Genomic DNA, 20130 nt, shown 5'->3' with positions numbered 1-20130 from the left:
GTCGAAACTCCAGCGGGCGATGGCACAAGCACGGCCGCACTGCCATCGCCCGCTGGCGCCGCTCTACGTGTCGGCCATCAGCCAAACACCAGCGGGTGCGCTCTGGCCCCTGAATCGGGTCATCACATTCAATGTGAGCAGTGCGCAATAGTTCCTCGGTGCTCCAGCCGGGTCGTCGCTGGAATGCAGACATGGCGACGTGTTCCTCCAATTGGCATCAGAATCAGCGGCTATCGGGGCATACCGTGTAAAAATACCACAGTGGATGCCATCACACCGCCCAAATGGCTGACCGGGAGCTAGGCGAGACTGGGCTGGGTGCTATTCTCGCGGGCTACGATTTCTCTGCGTCTTCATGTTCTATACCCTTCGCACGCTTGTGCGACCTGTGGTAGCAAGGGTTCCCGGCCATGCGTAAACATCTAAGCGTCTTCTCGGCGACCTTCCTGATTGTCGCCAGCATGCTCGGCACGGGCATTCTGACGACGACCGGGATCATCGTTTCGCTGGTCAAGACGCCAGGCGCAGTGCTCGGCGTCTGGATCGCCGGCGGTATCCTTGCCTGGATCGGCGCGTGGTGCTACGGCGAGTTGGCACGCATCATGCCGCGTAACGGAGGTGAAGCGACCATCCTGCGTGAGCTGTTTTCACCCGCCCTGGGGGAGATTGCCGGGTGGACGTCTTTCGTGGTCGCGTTTGCGGCAGGCAATGCAGCAACCTCACTCGCCTTGTCCGACTATCTCGCTGAGGCCTTGCCGGGGCTGGGCTTGCGTCCGCATGTCGTGGCCTGTGCGGCGCTGCTCCTGGTCACCGGCCTGCACGGCCTTCTTGGTCCGCTGGGTTTGCGTATCCAGACCTTGCTTGCCGCCGCCAAATTCACCTTGCTGACCGGGCTGACGTTGTGCGGAATTATCCTCGCTGCGCCCACGGCCATGATCCAGCCGACCGGGGTCGAACCGGTCAGGCAGGTCGCAGAGTTCGGGGCGCCCTGGGGTTTGGCGATGATGCTGGTAATGTTCGCCTACAGCGGCTGGAACGCGGCGATCTATGTGGCCGGGGAAATTCACGATCCCGTGCGTAATGTACGTCGCGCAATGATGATCGGCACAACCATCGTCATGCTGCTCTATGTGGCGATCAATGCGGTGCTGCTGGCGCAGTTGCCTGCACAGGAACTGGAAGGCGTGGTCCCGGTCATCGCGCTGCTGGTCAAGCATCTGTTCGGGGTCCAGGCTGCCGCGCTGTTTTCCGGGCTGGTTGCGTTTGCGCTGCTGTCGTCACTGGGAGTGTCGGCCTTCCTCGGTCCGCGGGTCCTGGCAACGATGCTGGACTGGTTCGCCAAGGGGCGCAGCGGCGAGAGCGCATCACCCGCGCCCAATGTGCGCCTGGTCTGGCTGCAGGCCGGGCTATCGATCTTCATGGTCCTGTCGGGTTCTTTCGTGCAGATCCTGACCGTGATGGGCTTCCTGCTGGGCTTGTTTCCAATTCTCTGCGTGCTGGGCCTGTATCGCCGTACCTGTGGTCTCGAAGGCCGGCCGCTGATGCTCGCACGCTATGTCTTTGCCCCCTTGTTTGTCGCCGTGTCCACGGTGGTGCTGGCGCTCGGTGCGCTACAGAGCCCGCACGAAGTGGCCATTGCCCTGACGCTGATTGGCATCTTCTTTCTGGCGCGCGTCGGTATCCGCCGTTTCGCCTGGATCTGACTCCGGAATCACATCATGGTGCATTACCTGAATCGTCGTCTATTGGCTTGTGTCTTGTCCCTCGCGGTGTGCATCGTGCCGGTACTTGCTGCGGAGACGTCGCCACAGCAGGATGCGCTACGTTTTGCCGGAATGGATACTCCGGCTACCGATGCCGCGCACAGGACCTTCCAGAGCCGGGCCGGCGCTGCCTGGGCGAAATATGACAAACAAGTTGGTCGGCCGCTGGCGGCATGGGCCAGACGCGAGGTTGCCTATTCGGGTGGCGGCGAGGTCTTCTATCCCTTTTCCGGTCCGGATTTTCTGACCGTTGCACTGGTGTATCCGAATGCGGAGCGCTACGTGCTGGTAGCGATCCAGGATGCCCGTCAGCCAGCGCGTCCCGAGAGTATGGGTGTGGTACAGCGCCAGGCCTTCGAGAAGAAGCTCGGCATCGCTTGGGAGAAATTCGGCCGGCTGGGCTTCTTCCGCACCGAGGATCTGGATGACGATCAGCGCGATCTGGCCAGCGGAATAGGCCCGTCCACTATTTTGATGGCCTTTGCCGCACGCCTGGGTTATGAGGTGACGGCGGTGGCGCCCCTGAGCTTCAACGCCAGCAAGGGGGACTGGGAAACGCTGCCCTCTGATGGCAAGTGGAAGTCGGTACGTTTGTCGTTGCAGAAGGACGGACGCAAGGTAACTCTGGATTATCTGCGCCTGGATCTATCGGACAGCGGCCTGCGAGCGGCCGAGCCACAGCAGGCCTGGATCGGACGCATGGCGACCAAGCCGACCCTCCTCAAGGCGGCTTCTCACCTGCTGCAGCATCCATCGTTCACAGTGTTGCGCGATGACTTGGTGGCCAATGCGCCGATGGTAGTGCAGGACGAAACCGGTCTGGACTACAAGGAACTGGCCAAAATCGGCCCGGTACGCTTATACGGCAACTTCACGCAGACCTATCACCTGTTCAAGTCCACCACCCAGCGCGCGCTCGCTGCGGCCTACAAGGCCGAGAAAACCAAGGGCGAATTGCCTTTCGCCTTCAGTTACCTGAAGGGGGCGGACGCGCGCTCAATGCAGATCGTGCGCCGTCAGGCGAAGACATAAAGGCGCGGCGCGCGAAGTCGGTCGTCATTGCGTTGAAGCGCGCCGGTTCATCCACAAACAAGGTGTGGCCGGCTTGTTCGAATATTTCCACCTGAGCCAGCGAACCTTTGCGGATCTGCAATGCTTCGCCCTGCTCCCGCAGGCGCGGGCGGATCGCATACAGCACTGGAACCTCCTGCCTGGCCACGATGTCGCGCCAGTAAGTCCGTGGATAGGGCTGGCTGAGCAGCTCGCGCGCGGCACTCTCAGGCACCTGCAGAGCTGAGCGCAGCACGGCATCGGCAATGTCCGCTGGCGGCGGGTTGGCAAAGATACTCCGGCAGAAGTTCGTCAGGTAATGCTCACGGAACTTCGGGTCGCTGCGATCACCCCGGGACTTGCGCGCACGCGCGACGGGCGGGGTGCCCTCACCAATCGAGTTGTCGATCAGGATCAGGCCGCGCAGGCCGGATTGCGGCTTACGTTCGATGAAATCCAGCACTTCCAGCACGCCGAGTGACCAGCCCGCCAGCACGTAGTCGCCGACGCCGGCTGCCTGCAGGAAGTCTTCCATGTCCGCCATCCGTCGTGCGGGATCGTGCGAACCGCGAGAGATTTCGGATTGCCCCTGCGAGCGAGGATCGAAGGCCAGCACGCGGAATTCATCGCCCAGCGCTTTGAGTTGCAAGCGGAACACCGTCGCCGGCATCAGCCAGCCGGGGATGAAGACGATGGTCTGCGGTCCGCTGCCGGCTTCGAGGTAGTGCAGGCGCAAGCCGTCCCGGGTAGTGAAGAAATGAGCGCTGAGGTTTGCCGCAAGCGTTGATGTGCTCATCAGGCCGATTCCGAGCCACCACAAGAGACGATGCCAGCCAAGCCTGTTCATGGGTGGCGGATGAAATCAGAATGGAAAACCGATGGAGCATACCATCAGACTCTTCGTTCGCGCCACAGACTTTATGGGTCACCCGGGAGAACGAATGCTGCTACACTCACAATGGTCACCAATGCCCGCCATTGTTCATGAACAAGCGATTGTTTATTCGGTAACTTTCGCCTTACTCTGAAACATGCGCCGGTGACCCTACGAGGTCTATGAAGTCAAGGTTCAGACTCACCATCGAACGGCTGTCCAGTAGCAAATTCCGCTGCTTGCCGCGCCGCCATAAGGAGCCCCACGGGCATGAAGAAATCGATTGCACTTTCGCTCATCGCGTTCTGCGCGACGCTCGCCCACGGGCAGGGAGCGCCTACGTTTGCATCCTACCCCGCCAACGTTGAGCAGGCGACTGCCACCGCCGTCAAGCTCAGCGCCGATCAACTCAAACTCCTGCGCAGCAACCCCGACGGGCGAGAGTTCAATTCGAGTCTGAAAAAGAGTTTCGCCGCCGGGGTCAGTTTTGCCGGTCACTACATGCTGGCAAGGTGGTCCTGCGGCACCGCTTGCGGCCAGGCAGGAATCATTGACGCCAAAACCGGAGAAGTCTTCCTGCCCGCCCAGCTTGATGGATTCGGGCCACAGAATGACGGCCCCAAGGCGGGCATTTCGTATTACGAGTGGGACGGGAAAACGCTCGTTCGCCGATTCTTCAAGAAAACGCCGGCCGCCGACCTTTGGAACAAAGCCGATATTGAATACCGCAAGGACAGCACGCTTCTGATCATGAACGCGCAGTCGAATTGATCGGCTGTCACGGGTAGCTCGTCGTGCAGTTGCCACGTGTTCAATTCTTGAAGAAGGTAGCCTCGCAGGGCCTGAGTTCGATGCGTGGTGCCTTTCCGCTCACTTGTGTGAAGGTACCGCGCATGCGGTAGGAGTAGGGAGTGCTTGGCGAAACGCGGCCCAGCGTCGTGTCCGGGTTGCCGGTGAGGCCGTTGGCATTGATCTCGGCGATTCCATCCGCCCGAATGACTAAAGTGGATCCATTGCGCATCAAGGGCATCAGCGGTAGTCAAGCCGGGACAGCGTGTAAAAACTGATTCTGCACACTCTGTTGCCAGATATGCCGATACACCAACTGCGCCACCTGTGCTTTGTCGTCTGGAGTGTAGGGCGGCTCCGGCAGCGCCTGGTAGACATGATCCAGAATGAACGTCTCCACCTCGGCCTGCGTTTGTTCTTTCTCGGTCCAGTGGTCTAGCGGCGCGATGATGGCCAGCACGCCCGCCAGTAATTCCTTGCTGGCCTGCTTGATGCGTTCACGGTCTACTTTGCTCAAATCATCTCGCTGCACGAGGTCAAAGAGCGCCAGTTGGTCTTCGCTCAAGCCCTCGTCCAATGCGCGGCGCTGCTCGTCATTCAGGCTGTTGGCCAGGTCGATCAACTTCGCGAACGTGTCTTCCACCGTGGCCCGGTCTTTGTCCTGGTTGTAGGCGGCGATTATTTCTTGGTATTTCTTCTCGTAGTTCATGCGCAGCGGGTTTCGGGCCAGCATTTGGGCCAGCTTTTCTTCCACAATCTGGCGGATGTCCTCGATCAACGTGGCCTTGTGCTTCACTTTCTTGGCAAACTCGTCGCACAGTTTTTCCATGTTGATCTGCGACAAGTCCACCGTCAAACCGCTGGCCTGGTCGATACCCGCACCGTGCGACGCGATGGCCAGGTTGACGATGCGGTGCAGTAGCTTGAGTAGTTCCGTCACATCCGCCGTGTCGCGCCGTTCACCCAGCTTTTTGTAGATAGCCTCGATGTTGTCATGGCGCTCGGCATACAGGAGCGCCGAAGGCTCGACCAGCAACGCCTTGAATCGATTGAACACCACCCGCGCCAGGATTTCATAGCGGCGTCTGGATTCGTCGCTGGTGTACACGGCTTCGACCGCATCGGCCAGAAACTGGATTCGGGTGAACCCTTTGCTGCCCAGCAGGCTGTTGGCGTCAAAACCCAGGCTGCACAAGTGGGACTCGGTGACGGCAATGGCATCGGCCAGCGCCGCGACGCGTTCTTCGATCGGCGCGACAATCTCGGCTTCGCCACCGTCGTCACCCAGCGCGTACTGCGCCAGTGCTTCACGCAGGCTCTTGAGCATGCCGTTGTAGTCCACAATCAGGCCAAAGTCCTTGCCGGGGTACACCCGGTTGGCGCGGGCAATGGCCTGCATCAGCGTATGCGCGCGCATCGGCTTGTCGATGTAGAGCGTAGCCAGGCATTCCACGTCAAACCCGGTGAGCCACATGGCGCACACCATGGCAATGCGGAAAGGGTGCTTGGGGTTCTTGAACGCGGTTTCCACATCGACGCGCAGGCCGTCAGCGGTTTCAAACCCCAGCTTCATGACCGAGCGGTGGGGGATGATGTCAAAGCCCCAGCGCTTGAAATCAGCCACTTCGTTTTGCGCTTCGCTGATGATCAGCTCGATGATTGTTTCGTCCATCCACGCCGCCTTGGCGAGTAGCCGGTCGCGTTGCGCATGCAGCACGTGGCGGGCTTCGTCATCGGCGGCTACGGCGATCGCCGCCAGCCTGGAATGGGCTTCAGACCGCACGGCGACAGCTTTGCTCTTCCATTTCGGGCCAATCAGCTTGAGCATGCGGGCGCAGGTGATCTTGTCGATGCACACCAGCATGGCTTTGCCGGCTTCCCATCGGGTGCTGCAATGCTCGACAAAATCAGTGGCTATTCGGTCCAGTCGCTCATCGGCGGTGATCACTTCGTAGTCCTTGCCCAGCAGCTTCTCCAGCAAGGCGGTTTGATCGGGGTTGAGATCGGCAGTGTCTACGGCGTCGGCAATCCGGTCGTTCAGGTCAAGCTTGGCCAGGCCCAGTTTCTCGCCCCGGTTCTCATAGACCAGCTTGACGGTAGCACCGTCTTCTTCGCTGCGCTTGAAGTCGTAACGCGACACATAGTCGCCGAAAATGCGTTTGGTCAGTTGGTCGTGCTTGAACAGTGGCGTACCGGTGAAACCAATGAAGGCCGCGTTGGGCAGCGCCATGCGCATGTTGCGGGCCAACCTGCCGGACTGGGTACGGTGCGCCTCGTCGGAGACCACGATGATGTCGTCGCGCTCGCTATACGGAGAATCGGGCGTGACTTCCTGGTTGAATTTGTGGATCAGGCTGAACACATAGCGATGGTTTTCCGAAAGCAGCCGCTGTAGCTCGCGCCCCGAGCTGACCCGCGGTGTTTGCTCGTCGGCCACGTCGCAGCCGATGAAGGTCCTGTAAATCTGGCTGTCCAGGTCGTCGCGGTCGGTCATCAGAACAAAGGTGAAATTGCCCGGTACCGTGCGCCGCACCTTCTCGGCAAAGAAGGCCATCGAATACGACTTGCCGCTGCCCTGCGTATGCCACACCACACCCAGGCGGCCAAGGTCCGGGTGCGCGCGTTCGATGATTTGCAGATGCCGTGGCGCGGGTTCGGCGGCGATCGGGTGGCACCGTTGCGCCTCGTTGGCCGCCTTTTCAGCCTCGAAATACGGCAGTTCGATAGTGCGATGGGTCAGTCGTTGGCCAGTCGGAAATTCGCGCTTCAAGGTCTCTTGCCGTACCACCGAAGCGACCGCCTGGTTCACGCCCAGCATCTGGTGGTTACGCGCCATGATCTTGCGCGTGCCACCCGCCTTGCTGGCATCGAACAGAATGAAGTTTTCCACAATGTCCAACAAGCGGTCTTTGGCCAGCATGCCGTTGAGCAACACCTCGGCAGCCAAATTGCCCACCTCGTTTTCATGCAGGCGTTTCCATTCGGCAAAGTGTTCCCAGGTGCTGGTGATCGAGCCAAAGCGGGCGTTATGCCCGTTGCTGACGATCAGGAAGGCGTTGTGGTGGAAGGCATGGGCTACCACGTTTTCGTCCATGTAGTCGCGCAGGTTGCCGTCAAAGCCAGCGCGGATGTTTTTGTAGACGGCTTTGAGTTCAATGAAAACCAGTGGCAAACCGTTCACAAAACACACCAGGTCGGCCCGGCGGTTGTAGTTGGGCGTGCGCAGACCGGTCAGCTTGAGTTCGCGAACCACCAGAAAGCGGTTGTTGGCGGCGGTGCGAAAGTCGATCACCGCCGCCTGGGCGTGACTCAGTTGCCCTCGGGCGTTGCGGTAGCTCACCGGAACGCCGTCACGGATCAGCTTGTGAAACGCCTGATTGTGTTGCAGCAGCGAGCGCGAAAAGTCGTGGCGCGTGAGCTTGCTGATCGCTTCTTCAATGGCCGGGGGCGGCAACTGCGGATTGAGCTTGACCAGCGCCGTGCGCAAGTCGCGCACCAGCACCGCGTCACGTTCGTTGATGCGGCCCAGGGTGCCAGTCGGGCCAAAGATTTCCTGGTTCCAGGCATAGATGCTGTCCCAGCCCAGTACCGACGCCAAATGCTCGGCGAAGGTCGCCTGTACCAGTCGGTCTTCGCCGTTGATGTCGGTGTAGGCCATGGGTTCTATAGGTTCGCTATGGGCTCAGATTTGGATCGAAACCAGTGGAGCGGCAGGCTTTTGCGCCGAATCAATCATGCTGTGCGCTACCGTCTCAATATTTTGGCGAAACACCGTCCATGGGTTTTGCGAGTTCGGGTTGAACCACTTCGATCAATCTGCCGTCGCGGGTAACCACCAAGGGCGTGCCTGTGTGAATGGCAATCTCACGGGCGCGTTGGGCGGCACGAGCCAGGGCGACAGGTACCGCCTGCATGTCGGCATCGGGGAGTTGGGAACGGTTGGGGGGTGTCAAAGCAGCACTCATGGATTGGCTCTTTCTTCTATCAGCAGTGGGCTATCGCCACTATTGTCAAACAACTGCCAGAAATCGACTCGGTGTCGATAGGTGTCCCGGAAATGAATCAGGCCTGACTCAAAACGGCGGCGAATGGTCTCAGTCGGAATGTTATGACCGCCCTGGCGAACGCGGTTGGCGACGCGGGCGACAGCCTCGTCGGCTGAGGCCAGTGACAGGAAGATCAACTTGACGGTATATCCGTTGGCACGCCAGGTGTCGATCATGGGCGCGTAGGAGCGGCCCGAGAGCGTGGTTTCAAAAGCAAAACTGCACCCCTCGGCGCTATGGTGCGCCAGCTCTTGCAGCATCAGCCTGCCCGCCCGAAACACCACGGTTTCAGGTTGAAACGGCGCAATGCCAGCGGCGATCAGGTCGGCATTGACGAAGATGGGGCAGTCCGCCTCAAAGGGCAAAAACTCGCGGGCAAACGTGGTTTTACCCGCGCCGTTGGGGCCAGCGATGATGATGATTCGCGGGCTCATACCGCCAATTCTCCACTCATCAGGCGCGGTAGCAGCAGGTCACGTGCGGCGCGGAGTTTCTGATTTACCTCATTTAACTTATCCAGTTGCGCATGAATTAGTCCGACCGTTTCATGGAAGGCACGCAGCAATGGTGGTGGCGGCTGCAATAGCGGTCGGCTGTACGCAAAATCGCGGTTGAGACCGGGAACTGCGACATCTGTGCTGATGAAGTGCATATTCTTCAGCGCATAGAAAAGGTACAGGCTGCTGCTTTCGGTACTCACAAAATAAACGGTATCGATGGGGTAGAAGCTCTTGCTGGACCAATAGACGCTACCGACGTTTCCCTTGCGGCCCAGGATAATGGCAGGGCCTTGGACCAAGGGCTTTTCGTGAGTTCCGACGATGCCGCTGGAACCGTAAACAGCATAGTCGCCTTCGACACGAATTTCGGCCTTCAACGCCTTGCCATAGTTTAGCGTGATCGACTCACCCAGCGTCTCGCGCTCCCACCCCCGCGGCACGCCATCGACGATAGGGGTGTGCTCATAGCCAGGGAAGCGCAGGCGGACGAACCATTCGCTGTAAAGTTGCCGGGCGGACTCTTCGAGCAGGGCCATGCGGCGGCGGTTGTTTTCGATCAGGTCGTCGTAGGTGGACAGGATTTCAACAATCGCACCCTGAACATGGAGTGCTGGAAGAGGAATCTTGAAGTTTTTCAGTATTCCGAGATTGATGTGTGGCACACCAGATGTAATAGAACGATTCTTGATTTCTTGCACAGTGTTCGGATGCCGAAAAAAGTAGTAGACAAATCGAGCATTGGCAATCTCTTCGTTGACCGTCAGCTTCATCTGACTCTGCGATATCAAGTATCGTTGAAAGGACGCAGTTGCAGGAATGATGCCCACTTGCCCTAATGTTCCACGCTGAGTGAATACGATGTCGCCAGGGTGTGCCAAGTTTGCAGTCAACGCATTTGCTTTGTCGTCTGTAACGAAAACAAACCCGCCATCCTCAAACCCGCCCTTTTCTGGAAGATTGGCACCCCGAATGACGGGCACCCCATCATCGGCATAGTCACGAGTGGTGAGGTTTGAGCCAAAAGGTCCACCAACAAGGGAATACCGCGTGTTAGCTCTGATCGAATCGATCTTGACGCTCGGCCAGCCCCAACTCATACCCCCAACTCCTCAAAGTTGGTCTGAATCTTCGCTGCCAATTCCACCGACTCGCGGTTGAGATCGGCCAGTTCCAGGTGGATATCGCGCAATGTTTTCTCGAAGTCGAAATCCTCATCCACCTCGGCAGGAGCCACGCCGACAAAGCGGCCGGGGGTCAGACTCCAGTCGGCGGCTTCGATCTCGGCGTGGGTGACGACTTTGCACAGGCCAGGCACGTCCTGCATCGTCGCATCGGGGAAGCGCTCGTGCAGCCAGACGATCTGGCGGTGCAGGTAGGCGCAGTCCTTGAGCTGTTCGACAGCGGACTTGCGTTCTTCGTCGAGCTGCCTGGTGAGCTTGCCGACGGCGCGGCGGTCGAAAAACTCGGCGGCATCCTCCTGCACGGCGAGTTCTTGCGCCAGGTGCGCGGCGCGCGCGGCCAGCTTGTAGAGCAGGTCGATCTGCTTGACCAGACCTCGCGCGGACTCGGCCAGCGGGCCGAAGGCCTGGCGGGCGGCGTGCTGGGCGCTATTGGTCTGCGGAGGTTTGGCAACGCTATGGCAAAACGCCGCCAGTTTGGTCACCAGGGCGGAACGGTCGGCGACATAGGCAGTAGCGGCGCTGCTCCACTCGCCCATGGCATCAACAAGGACTTGTCGCTTGTCTTGCTGCAGGGCTTCGATGGCCTTGACGCTGTCCACGAATGCGGCCAGCGGCGTACTGCTGGCCGTCAGCGCGGCGTCAAACACGGTGAGCGCTTCATCGACGGCGGCGGCCTCGGTACCGAGGCGGGTGATGTAGCTTTGCACCAGCCCCAGAAAGCGCTCTTGCTGGCCACGGTACAGCCAGACAATGGCCGACAGGTTGGCCTGCTGCTCTGGTGAGAAATCGTAAATCTTGCGCGTGACCTTGCGGTACACATTGCGCGCGTCGAGCATCAGCACCTGATCCTTGCGCGCTTTCGGCTTGGCGCGGTCAAAGTGCCACAGCTCGCAGGGAACGGTTCGGGTGTAGAAGAAGTTGGAGCGGATGGCAATCATCACGTCCACGTCGCCGGTTTCCACCAGCTTGCGCCGCACTTCCTTTTCGCCATGGCCGGCGCTGCTGGCCTGCGACGACATGACGAAGCCGGCGCGGCCGGTGGGCGACAGGTAGCTGTGAAAGTACGAAATCCACAGGTAGTTGCCGTTGGAGACCTGCTTGTCCTTGTTGACGCCGGGCAGGCCAAAGGGCAGGCGACGGTCGGTCTTGATCGATTCGGCATCGACCTTGTCCACGTTGAACGGCGGGTTGGCCATCATGAAGTCGACATTGCCCCACAGCGGGCGGCCGTCTGGCAGGCGGTGTTCGTCCTGGTAGAAGGTGTTGGCTTCCTGAATGTCGCCTTCCAGGCCGTGCACGGCCAGGTTCATCTTGGCCAGGCGGATGGTCGTCGGGGTTTTTTCCTGGCCATAGAAGGTGACGCGCTTCATCGTCTCAAAGCCTTCCTGCTCGATGAAGTGGCTGCTTTGCACAAACATGCCGCCCGAGCCACAGGCCAGGTCAGTGACCACGCCGTGATCGGGTTCGATCACGTTGACCAGGGTTTGCACCAGCGACGGCGGCGTAAAGAACTCGCCGTTGTCCTGCGCTCCCTGCATGGCAAATTTCATCAGGAAGTATTCGTAGATGCGGCCAAACACGTCGCCCGTCGCGCTGCGCAGGGCCTGGGAGTCGAAGCAACGCAGCAGATTTTCGAGCAGCTTGTTGTCAAAACGGTCATAGTCTTTGGGCAGGCTGCCGGTCAACGGAGGAAAGTCCGCCTCGATGGCGTTCATGGCGGCCACCAGTGCGCCGCCCAGATCGGCACCGGCGGGCAGGTTGAGCAGGGCGTCATAACGCGCGGCCTTTGGCAGCATGAGGGCACGGCGCTTGATGAAGTCGGCCTTGACCAGTGGGCGCTGGGGCATGGTGCCTGCGGCCTGGTCCGCTTCAATGGCTTGCAGCGCGAACTGATAGCGATTGGTGGCGTGGCGCAGAAAGATGACGCCGAGCACCGGCATGGAGTATTCGGTGGCGGTGAGGTTTGAGTTGGCGCGGAGCTGGTCGGCGGCCTCCCACAGGCTGGTTTCTACCTGTGCAATGTTATGGAAGGCGTTGGCGGTCATCTCGTCAATTCTTATTCGTTATCTGAGCGGATCGCGCGGCTGCAATGCAGCCAGGCATTTCTGCCCGGGCAAGTCAGAGCCTGACCGCCTGCTATGAGGAAATAGAACAGGTGCCGACTTGTGATCTGCAACTGTCAGACCGCATATTACACCCACTGGCCCGCGCTGAATTCCCGACCGTCAAGCTGAAGATCACGGCAATCTTGGGCCGATGGGTTTGGAAAGAATCACGGCTGACGGTCCTCTGACCTGTCACCACCAACGAGACATTTCGCGATGGCGAAACTCACCAGACCAAAACACACGCCATCGCAAAACACGCCAAGACAACTGTAAAACTCCCGCCAAAACAATAGCTTAAAAAACGTACTAAATTTCCGAAGTCAGGAGATAAAGTGGGGCCCAGTGGCGAACCCCGAAGCGGAGTAAGGCGGTTTGCCGGTTTGGGTGACGTGCTGAAACCCAAGGGCTGAATCTGTTTGGGTGCGGCTCTTTTCGGCCACGCCTTTGAAGCCAAAAAATGGTCAATTTCCGCCTGCTAAGAGCGTCAAAAGCTCGGTTTAGGCCTGAGTAATGCCGGCCCGAAAAGTTACGTGGCGCCTTCGGGGTAATCTGCCAAGCCATTGATCTGCTACATATTGGATTCTTTTAGAGTCCTCCGTGGCCGAAAAGATCCACACCCAATCTGTTTCGCAGGATCGGGCAACCTGCGGGCGCAGTATCGGCCGGTGCTGGAAGGGCGGCTGCCAGTGGTGAAGCTGCCACAACTGGTAGGTCGCGCAAGGCACTGTTCGGGCGTGATGGTATCGCCAATGTCACCTTGCCCCTATAATTTCTCCATACGCGATCCGTTGCTTCAGCGGGCTTCTGCTTCTCGGGACAACTGACCCATGACCAACCCTGATGGAAAAGTCTCGTTTAGCCTGCATATCGAGGGCGGTATCCAGAATGGTGATGCTGTTCCGGCCGCCGTGTTGGCGCAGATTCTCAGTGGTTCTCAGCGCGCGTTCGAGCTTATCGGAACGTACGTCGAGGGGCGAACGATCCGCGAGCGTGCAAGGATTTCTGCTGCTACCCGGAGCCGTTTCCAGTTGGTATGCCGCCTACCGGAGCCAGGTTGCTACGCCGTTCCGGTCGAATTAGGCGGCAAAGACCTGCTGGCCGAGCATATCGCGGCGGCCCTTGATGCTTTCCGCAAGATGATCGAGGGGATTACCCTGCGCGATACGGGGCGAATCAGCGCCGCCTTGCCAGACCAAGCGCTACGTCACCGCGTACTGGAAGCGATAAGAGGTATGACCCCCCGCGCTGATGACAAGTGGAGCCTCAAGCTGTGGGATGCAACGGATGTCGAGTTCGGGGAACTGAATATTGAAAGCGAGGCGGTCATTCGCGAGGCGATTGTACCGATCGAGGAACGAGAAGCTTCGCAGGTCGTAACTGGTCAGCTCACCAATATCAATTTCACCAATCGGATCGTCACGATCATTTACCCCCCGACCAAGCGCGAGATGGAGTGCGTCTACGACGATGCAGTTGACGAATTGTTGATCGAAAACCGGCGCGGACTGATTCAGGTCACGGGCCGAGTCGTTTTGGATGATGCAGGCGCACCGAAAAAAATCATCGACGTCAACGACATCCGAGAATTGGACTTGTCGCCGCTGGCAGTAGATACGGTCAAAGTCGGCGATCTAATGCTCAAAGCAACACGGAGCATTACCCTCGAACCGGCGACCGACGAGACGCAGCAACTCGTTTGCGTGTCGAATAGCGAATTGGGTATCGACGCCTTTGCGCGCACACGCGAGGTGCTCGTCGCCGAACTCAATGAGCAGATCGGCATGCTGTGGCAGGAATACGCGCTGGCCGCCGACGATACGCTCGACGGCGAGGCGATCAAGGTGAAACAAGCGTTGCTTGCCGCGTTCAGCGAGGTGGCCCATGGCGCGTAAGCCAAACGATGTGGAAAAAAGCCTGGAGAAAAAAGGCTTTCAACGCAAAGAAGGTGATCACCATTATTTCAACTACTACACCAAGGCGGGCAAGAAAACCAAGGTGTTCACCAAGACCACCCACGGCGTCAAGGAACTCGACGACAGCTTGCTGGGCATGATGTCCCGCCAATGCAAGCTCACCCGGCAAGACTTTGACCGGCTCATCGACTGCCCGCTGGATCGCGATAGCTACGAGCGCAAGCTGATCGAGGTCGGAGTCGTGGAGGCTCCTCCGGTCACCTGAGTTGCTCCGCAACCCCCTGATCGTTCCTCCCCGATGGCCGACAACTACGACGACTATACCCGCGATCAACTCCTGCGCCTGCTCCGCGAGCGCGACCGTCGGCCGCGCTTCGGGCTGGTGTGGGAGCGCGACGAGATTGACCACGACCTGTCGGTCAACAACGATTTCGCCGCGCTCGATTGGGATGCCGAGCTATCGTGCGGCGAAGGGCCGCAGCGCAATCTGATCATCGAGGGCGACAACTTCGACGCCCTGCGCACCCTGCGCATGACCCACGCCGGCCGCGTCAAGTGCATCTACATCGACCCGCCCTACAATACCGGCAACCGCGACTTCATCTACAACGACCGCTTCGTCGACAAGGAAGACAAGCTGTTGCGACTGACGGTGGCCAGATCGCCGACCAAGTAACGCTGCCGGGCTTTCCGTGACGGTCACCGAATTCTACCGGCCAATGATCGTTGTCTCACAACATGCCATGCAAGCGCACGGAAAATGATGGGGCGAATGATGGTATTCCCATGCGCATAAACATGAAACCTTTGCTACCACTAGCTTTGCGGGCCATTTATGGCGGAGAGAGCGGGATTCGAACCCGCGGTAGGATTGCTCCTACACACGCTTTCCAGGCGTGCGACTTAAACCACTCATCCATCTCTCCGATAAGCCGGCGATTTTAGCAGAAGGTAGCGAGAACACCAAACGCGCATCCAACGAACGAGGAGTCACTTGCGAGCGCCCCGCCCCGGCGCACTTCACAGCGCGGCCAGTGCTATCATTCGCCACCTTTTGCCGACTCCGACCATGAGCCTCTACACCTTGAAGCCTCGTTTTCAGGCCTTGTTGCGCCCGGCGGTGCGAGTAGTCCATGGGCTGGGGGTGACGGCCAATCAGGTGACGCTGGGCGCCTGTGCGGGGTCGGTCGTGCTTGGCACGGGACTCGCCCTGGCCGCCGACGCTGGCCAAGTGACATGGTTTCTTCTGCTGCCGGTGTGGTTTCTGCTGCGCATGGCGCTGAATGCGATTGACGGGATGCTCGCCCGCGATTTCGGGCAACGTTCGACACTCGGCGCTTACCTCAATGAACTTGCCGATCCGGTGTCGGATGCGGCGCTGTACCTGCCTTTTGCATACCTCCCGGAAGGTAACGTTCCGCTGACCATGCTCGTCATCTTCCTGGCGAATCTCGCGGAGACGGCAGGCGTCCTTGGCCTCACCACCGCGAGCAGCCGCCGCAACGATGGGCCGCTGGGCAAGAGTGATCGCGCCCTGGTTTTCGGCGTCGCCGGGCTTCTCGTTGGGGCAGGCATCGCTCCCGGTTCGTGGAGTTCGTGGAGTTCGTGGACTTCGTGGACTTCGTGGTTATCCTGGCTGCTGTCAGTCGTCGCTCTGTTGCTGCTCGTCACGATCGCCAACCGGGTCAGGCGCGGCGTTGCCGATGATGGCATAAGCATACGTCCCTAGGACAGGCAGGTGGAGAAAGCGGCTATGCGAATCGCACAGGAAAGAGAATTCACGACCCACGACGGCAGCACCCTGTTTTATCGTTACTGGCCGCCGGCTGGCGCAGCAGCGGCCGACCGTGCGGTGGTGCTCTTTCACCGGGGGCATGAGCATTCGGGACGACTCCAGCATGTCGTCGACGAGCTTGGGCTCGATGGCTTCGCGATGTTCGCCTGGGATGCGCGCGGACACGGTCGCTCTCCGGGAGCTCGCGGTGATAGTCCCAGTTTTGGCGCTCTGGTCAAGGACGTCGACAGCTTCATCCGTCACATCAGCCATACTCATGGCATCGCGAGCACTCACCTTGCCGTCATCGGCCAGAGCGTCGGCGCTGTCCTGGCGGCGACCTGGGCCCACGACTATGCCCCGCGGATCCGCTGCCTGGTGCTGACCGCGCCGGCTTTCAAGGTCAAGCTCTATGTTCCGCTGGCGCGAAGCGGACTGGCGCTGATCAGCCGACTCTTCGGCAACTTTTTCATCACCTCGTATGTAAAACCAAAGTTCCTGACGCACGATCCTGATCGGATCCGTTCGTATGGCGAGGACCCGCTGGTCACCAAAGCCATCTCGGCGCGCGTCCTGCTCGGCCTCTACGATGCGGCCGACCGTTTGCTCGCGGATGCGCAGGCGATCCGTCTGCCCCTGCAACTGCTGATTTCGGAAAAGGACTGGGTCGTCCACCGCGGGCCGCAGGATGCGTTTTTCGACCGCTTGGGATCGCCGGTCAAGGAACGTCATCTGCTCGCCGGTTTCCTCCACGACACGCTAGGCGAACGCGATCGGCAGCTCGCCATCGACAAGATTCGTGACTTCATCGAGCGAACTTTCAGCACCCCTCCGGCAGTCGACTCGCTGCTGAACGCGCATCGCAGCGGTTACACGCGTGACGAGGAGATCCGTCTCGGCGAACCACTGCCCGCGCTCTCCCTGCGCAAGATGAACTTTGCCCTGACCCGCCTGAGCATGCGTAGCCTCGGCCGGCTCTCCGCGGGGATCCGCATCGGACTGGCGACGGGTTTCGATTCCGGCAGCAGCCTCGACTACGTGTATCGCAACCAGGCTAGCGGCGCGCTGCTCGTCGGCAAGCTGATCGACCGCGGCTACCTTGATGCGCTCGGCTGGCGTGGGATTCGCGTGCGCCGCGAGCATCTGATACAGGCCATCGTTGCCGCAGCACAGGAACTGAGGGTGGCGGGCCAGGCGGTGCGCATCGCTGATATCGCCGCTGGCCATGGACGCTATGTGCTGGACAGCGTCGAGCGCTTGCCCGAACAGCCGCAATCGATTCTGTTGCGCGACTACAGCGAGTTGAATGTCCGCCAGGGACGGGCTCTGATCGCCGACCGACGCTTGACCGACATCGCGCGCTTCGAATTGGGCGACGCTTTCGACGAAGGCGCGCTGGCGAGTCTCTCGCCGAGACCGAACCTGGCGATCGTCTCCGGCCTCTACGAGTTGTTCTCCGACAACGAACTCGTGGCGCGCTCGCTGCGCGGCGTGGCCCGCGCCGTCGACACGGACGGCTACCTGGTCTATACGGGACAGCCCTGGCATCCGCAAATCGAGATGATCGCCCGTACGCTAACCAGCCACCGCAACCAGCAGGCCTGGGTAATGCGCCGCCGAACGCAAGCCGAAATGGACGAACTGGTGCGCGCCGCCGGTTTTACGAAGATCGAACAGTGGGTCGACGAGTGGGGGATGTTCACCGTCTCTCTGGCGCGCCGGGACTGAGTTTGCGCCACGCCTATCGTGCGCCTGGTGCGCCTGACGCGCCCGGCGCATCTCATGCACCGGGTGGAACTGCCGCAGGCCGCCCCTGGCGACGGGCACTCGCCTGGCTGCTGGTCCTCGGTCCATTCTTCTTTCTCAGTTACGGCTTTGCGACCTGGGTAAGCGCCCAGCGCTCCGCAGTCGCTTACATCGTCTTCGACTGGGAGCAGCACGTCCCGCTGCTGCCGTGGACGATCGTCCCCTACTGGCTGATGGACGTGCTCTATGGCTTGTCGCTGCTGCTCTGTGCCACGCGGCGTGAACTCGATACGCATGCCCGGCGACTGCTCGTGACCCAGTTGCTGGCCGTCAGTTGCTTCCTGCTCTTCCCGCTGCGCTGCACTTTCGTGCGCGGCGATGTGGGAGGTGCCTTCGGCGGGCTTTTCGACCTTTTGATGAGCTTCGACCAGCCCTTCAACCAGGCACCATCGCTGCACATCGCGCTACTCGTCGTCCTGCTCGAACCGTATCTGCGCGTTGTGCCAAGGGCCTGGCACGCGCTGGTTTATGCAGCGGCACTGTTGATCGGCGTATCGGTGATGACCACCTGGCAGCACCACTTCTTCGACATCCCGACCGGCCTGTGGCTGGGCTGTTTCGTGGTCTGGCTGTTGCCCACCGACGCCGGCTCGCCGCTGCGGCGCGCGGCTCTGAGTCGCGATCCCTTGCGCCGGCGGCTCGCTGCCTGCTATGCCGGCGCCGCGATGACCCTCGGTCTCTTGGTGGCGAACGCCGGTGGCGCCTGGCTGTACCTGCTCTGGGCGGCGGGCTCGCTGTTCATCGTGGCGCTGATCTACCTGTTTCTCGACGCCGCATCCTTCGGGAAGCGCGCTGACGGATCGATGCCGGGCGCCGTGTGCTGCCTGCTTGGGCCATATCTGCTCGGCGCGTGGTTGAATTCGCGCTGGTGGACGAAGCGGCTCGCTGCGGCCGATCCCGTGGCAGCGGGAATCCTGCTCGGGCGGCTACCCAGCCAGAGCGATTGGCAGCGACAACACGTCGTGGCAATCGTCGACCTGTGCGCCGAGCTACCCTGTCCCACGCCCGGCTTGTCGCATCGGGTCGTGCCGCGGCTCGATCTGGTCCTGCCGACCGTCGAGCAGATCGAAGAGGCCTCGGCAGCCATCGACGAGGCTCACCAAAGAGGAGCGGTTCTGGTCTGCTGCGCGCTCGGTTTGGCCCGCAGCGCGCTGGCGGTCGCCGCCTGGCTGCTGCGCACGGGTTTGGCTTCCTCAGCGGAAGACGCCGTGGCGCAGGTGCAAAGGGCACGCCCGGCGGTCGTCCTCGGTGCCGCGCAGGTCGACCTCCTCCGCCATTGGCAGCTCGTCTATCAAGCGCAAACGGTCATCATAACGACTGCCGAATGACCCATGATCACTGGCCGGCGCTCGACGAAGAGGCCTGGCTACTGGTAGCCGGCATCGCCTCGGTGCTGGTCATCGCCTCGCTGCTTGGCTGCCTGCTGAAGATCACGGTTGCCAGACGTGCGACGCATGCGACCATCGACAATGCGATCAGCCGCATCAATTCCTGGTGGGTAATCGCCATCGTCGTTGGATTCGCTCTTCTCTGCGGGCGAAGCGGCGTGACCCTGTTGTTTGCCCTGGTGTCGCTGGCAGCTCTGCGTGAGTTTGTCGCCGCCGGCATACCCAACATGCCCGACGTGCCCGGCAGTTACCCGCGGGCCATCATTCCGGGCACGGTCCTGCTCATCGTGCCCTTGCAGTACCTCCTGGTCTGGAAAGGCAGCTACCTGCTCTTCACCGCCTTGATTCCCTGTCTGGTGTGGGTCGTTCTGCCGATCCTGGGCGGCTTGCTGTCGGCACGCATCCCCGGGTTGCAGAGCCGCATGCACACGCTGCAGGCCGGGCTCCTGATCTGCGTGTTCAGCATCTCGCACATCCCGGCCCTGCTCACGCTGCAAATCGACGGCCATCCGGAACGCAATGGCTACCTGTTGATCTATCTTCTGCTCGTCGTCCAGGCCAGCGATGTGCTGCAGTATCTGTGGGGCCGACTGGCCGGTCGGCACCTGATCACGCCAGGACTGTCACCGTCGAAGACCGTCGAGGGAACGGTGGGCGGGATCGTGACGGCCACCGTGCTCGGCGCCGGACTGTCTTCGCTGACCCCGTTCACGATCGTCGAAGGAACGCTGATCTCGCTCTTGATCACGCTGCTCGGCTTCGCCAGCGGTCTGGCGATGTCGGCCGTCAAACGCCGCCGCGGAATCAAGGACTGGGGCAGCCTGATTCCTGGCCATGGCGGAATCCTCGACCGAATCGACTCGCTGTTCCTCCCCGCGCCCGCCTTCTATTACCTGCTGCGCTACGGCTGGGCCAACTGAGACGAGACGGTGCAGCTA

At 60.5% G+C, this 20130-nt stretch carries 16 protein-coding genes, 1 tRNA gene and 1 pseudogene; 10 read left to right on the top strand and 8 right to left on the bottom strand.

Annotation, left to right across the window (positions count from 1 at the left end):
- Positions 1 to 410 precede the first annotated feature (410 nt).
- Positions 411 to 1703, top strand: coding sequence for an APC family permease (locus tag ACCAA_RS06795; RefSeq protein ID WP_186406469.1), 1293 nt, complete (start codon positions 411 to 413; stop codon positions 1701 to 1703).
- A 15-nt stretch (positions 1704 to 1718) separates the two neighbouring features.
- Positions 1719 to 2795 (top strand): hypothetical protein, encoded by a 1077-nt coding sequence (locus ACCAA_RS06790; protein WP_186406468.1) that lies wholly within the window; start codon positions 1719 to 1721, stop codon positions 2793 to 2795.
- Here ACCAA_RS06790 and ACCAA_RS06785 read toward each other — a convergent pair.
- Positions 2731 to 3609 (bottom strand): alpha/beta fold hydrolase, encoded by an 879-nt coding sequence (locus ACCAA_RS06785; RefSeq protein WP_186406467.1) that lies wholly within the window; start codon positions 3607 to 3609, stop codon positions 2731 to 2733. The genes ACCAA_RS06790 and ACCAA_RS06785 overlap by 65 nt on opposite strands.
- Positions 3610 to 3957: 348 nt before the next feature.
- Here ACCAA_RS06785 and ACCAA_RS06780 point away from each other — a divergent pair, with 348 nt between their 5' ends.
- Positions 3958 to 4458, top strand: a complete 501-nt coding sequence (locus ACCAA_RS06780) for a hypothetical protein (RefSeq protein WP_186406466.1) — start codon at positions 3958 to 3960, stop codon at positions 4456 to 4458.
- A gap of 40 nt (positions 4459 to 4498) precedes the next feature.
- Here ACCAA_RS06780 and ACCAA_RS06775 read toward each other — a convergent pair whose 3' ends face one another.
- The 6 genes from ACCAA_RS06775 to ACCAA_RS06750 form a co-directional block, all read right to left on the bottom strand.
- Entirely contained in the window at positions 4499 to 4708 is a 210-nt protein-coding gene (locus ACCAA_RS06775) for a hypothetical protein (protein WP_186406465.1), read from the bottom strand.
- Positions 4709 to 4726: 18 nt separating this feature from the next.
- Entirely contained in the window at positions 4727 to 8134 is a 3408-nt protein-coding gene (locus ACCAA_RS06770; RefSeq protein WP_186406464.1) for a type I restriction endonuclease subunit R, read from the bottom strand.
- 94 nt (positions 8135 to 8228) lie between these two features.
- Positions 8229 to 8441, bottom strand: coding sequence for a hypothetical protein (locus tag ACCAA_RS06765; RefSeq protein WP_186406545.1), 213 nt, complete (start codon positions 8439 to 8441; stop codon positions 8229 to 8231).
- Entirely contained in the window at positions 8438 to 8956 is a 519-nt protein-coding gene (locus tag ACCAA_RS06760; protein WP_186406463.1) for an ATPase, read from the bottom strand. Before ACCAA_RS06760 ends, ACCAA_RS06765 begins: the two co-directional genes overlap by 4 nt.
- A complete protein-coding gene (locus ACCAA_RS06755; protein WP_186406462.1) occupies positions 8953 to 10119 on the bottom strand; it encodes a restriction endonuclease subunit S in 1167 nt (388 codons plus the stop codon). Before ACCAA_RS06755 ends, ACCAA_RS06760 begins: the two co-directional genes overlap by 4 nt.
- Positions 10116 to 12248 carry a class I SAM-dependent DNA methyltransferase gene (locus ACCAA_RS06750; RefSeq protein WP_186406461.1) on the bottom strand — a complete coding sequence of 711 codons (2133 nt, stop codon included), beginning with the start codon at positions 12246 to 12248 and terminating at the stop codon, positions 10116 to 10118. Before ACCAA_RS06750 ends, ACCAA_RS06755 begins: the two co-directional genes overlap by 4 nt.
- Positions 12249 to 13138: 890 nt before the next feature.
- Between ACCAA_RS06750 and ACCAA_RS06745 the strand changes: the two genes are divergently transcribed.
- The 3 genes and pseudogenes from ACCAA_RS06745 to ACCAA_RS06735 all read left to right on the top strand — a co-directional run.
- Positions 13139 to 14203 (top strand): hypothetical protein, encoded by a 1065-nt coding sequence (locus ACCAA_RS06745; RefSeq protein ID WP_186406460.1) that lies wholly within the window; start codon positions 13139 to 13141, stop codon positions 14201 to 14203.
- Positions 14193 to 14489 (top strand): type II toxin-antitoxin system HicA family toxin, encoded by a 297-nt coding sequence (locus ACCAA_RS06740; RefSeq protein ID WP_186406459.1) that lies wholly within the window; start codon positions 14193 to 14195, stop codon positions 14487 to 14489. The genes ACCAA_RS06745 and ACCAA_RS06740 overlap by 11 nt, the downstream gene beginning before the upstream one ends.
- A 33-nt stretch (positions 14490 to 14522) precedes the next feature.
- Positions 14523 to 14852: pseudogene (locus ACCAA_RS06735) on the top strand (site-specific DNA-methyltransferase); the annotation flags it as partial.
- Positions 14853 to 15060: 208 nt separating this feature from the next.
- On the opposite strand, the gene ACCAA_RS06730 reads toward ACCAA_RS06735, so the two are convergent.
- A tRNA-Ser gene (locus tag ACCAA_RS06730) sits at positions 15061 to 15150 on the bottom strand.
- Positions 15151 to 15293: 143 nt separating this feature from the next.
- Here ACCAA_RS06730 and ACCAA_RS06725 point away from each other — a divergent pair.
- The 4 genes from ACCAA_RS06725 to ACCAA_RS06710 are packed head-to-tail and all read left to right on the top strand — an operon-like array spanning position 15294 to position 20112.
- A complete protein-coding gene (locus ACCAA_RS06725; protein WP_186406457.1) occupies positions 15294 to 15953 on the top strand; it encodes a CDP-alcohol phosphatidyltransferase family protein in 660 nt (219 codons plus the stop codon).
- A gap of 24 nt (positions 15954 to 15977) precedes the next feature.
- Positions 15978 to 17726: a bifunctional alpha/beta hydrolase/class I SAM-dependent methyltransferase gene (locus ACCAA_RS06720; protein WP_186406456.1), complete on the top strand. Its 1749-nt coding sequence runs from the start codon at positions 15978 to 15980 to the stop codon at positions 17724 to 17726.
- A 2-nt stretch (positions 17727 to 17728) separates the two neighbouring features.
- Positions 17729 to 19132, top strand: a complete 1404-nt coding sequence (locus tag ACCAA_RS06715) for a phosphatase PAP2/dual specificity phosphatase family protein (protein WP_186406455.1) — start codon at positions 17729 to 17731, stop codon at positions 19130 to 19132.
- Positions 19129 to 20112, top strand: a complete 984-nt coding sequence (locus tag ACCAA_RS06710) for a phosphatidate cytidylyltransferase (RefSeq protein WP_186406454.1) — start codon at positions 19129 to 19131, stop codon at positions 20110 to 20112. The genes ACCAA_RS06715 and ACCAA_RS06710 overlap by 4 nt, the downstream gene beginning before the upstream one ends.
- Positions 20113 to 20130: the final 18 nt, after the last annotated feature.

The sequence above is a fragment of the Candidatus Accumulibacter aalborgensis genome (assembly GCF_900089955.1).
GTDB classification, from domain to species: domain Bacteria; phylum Pseudomonadota; class Gammaproteobacteria; order Burkholderiales; family Rhodocyclaceae; genus Accumulibacter; species Accumulibacter aalborgensis.
The sequence above is the reverse complement of the archived record's forward strand: the minus strand, read 5'-3'. Positions and strand labels throughout refer to the sequence as shown.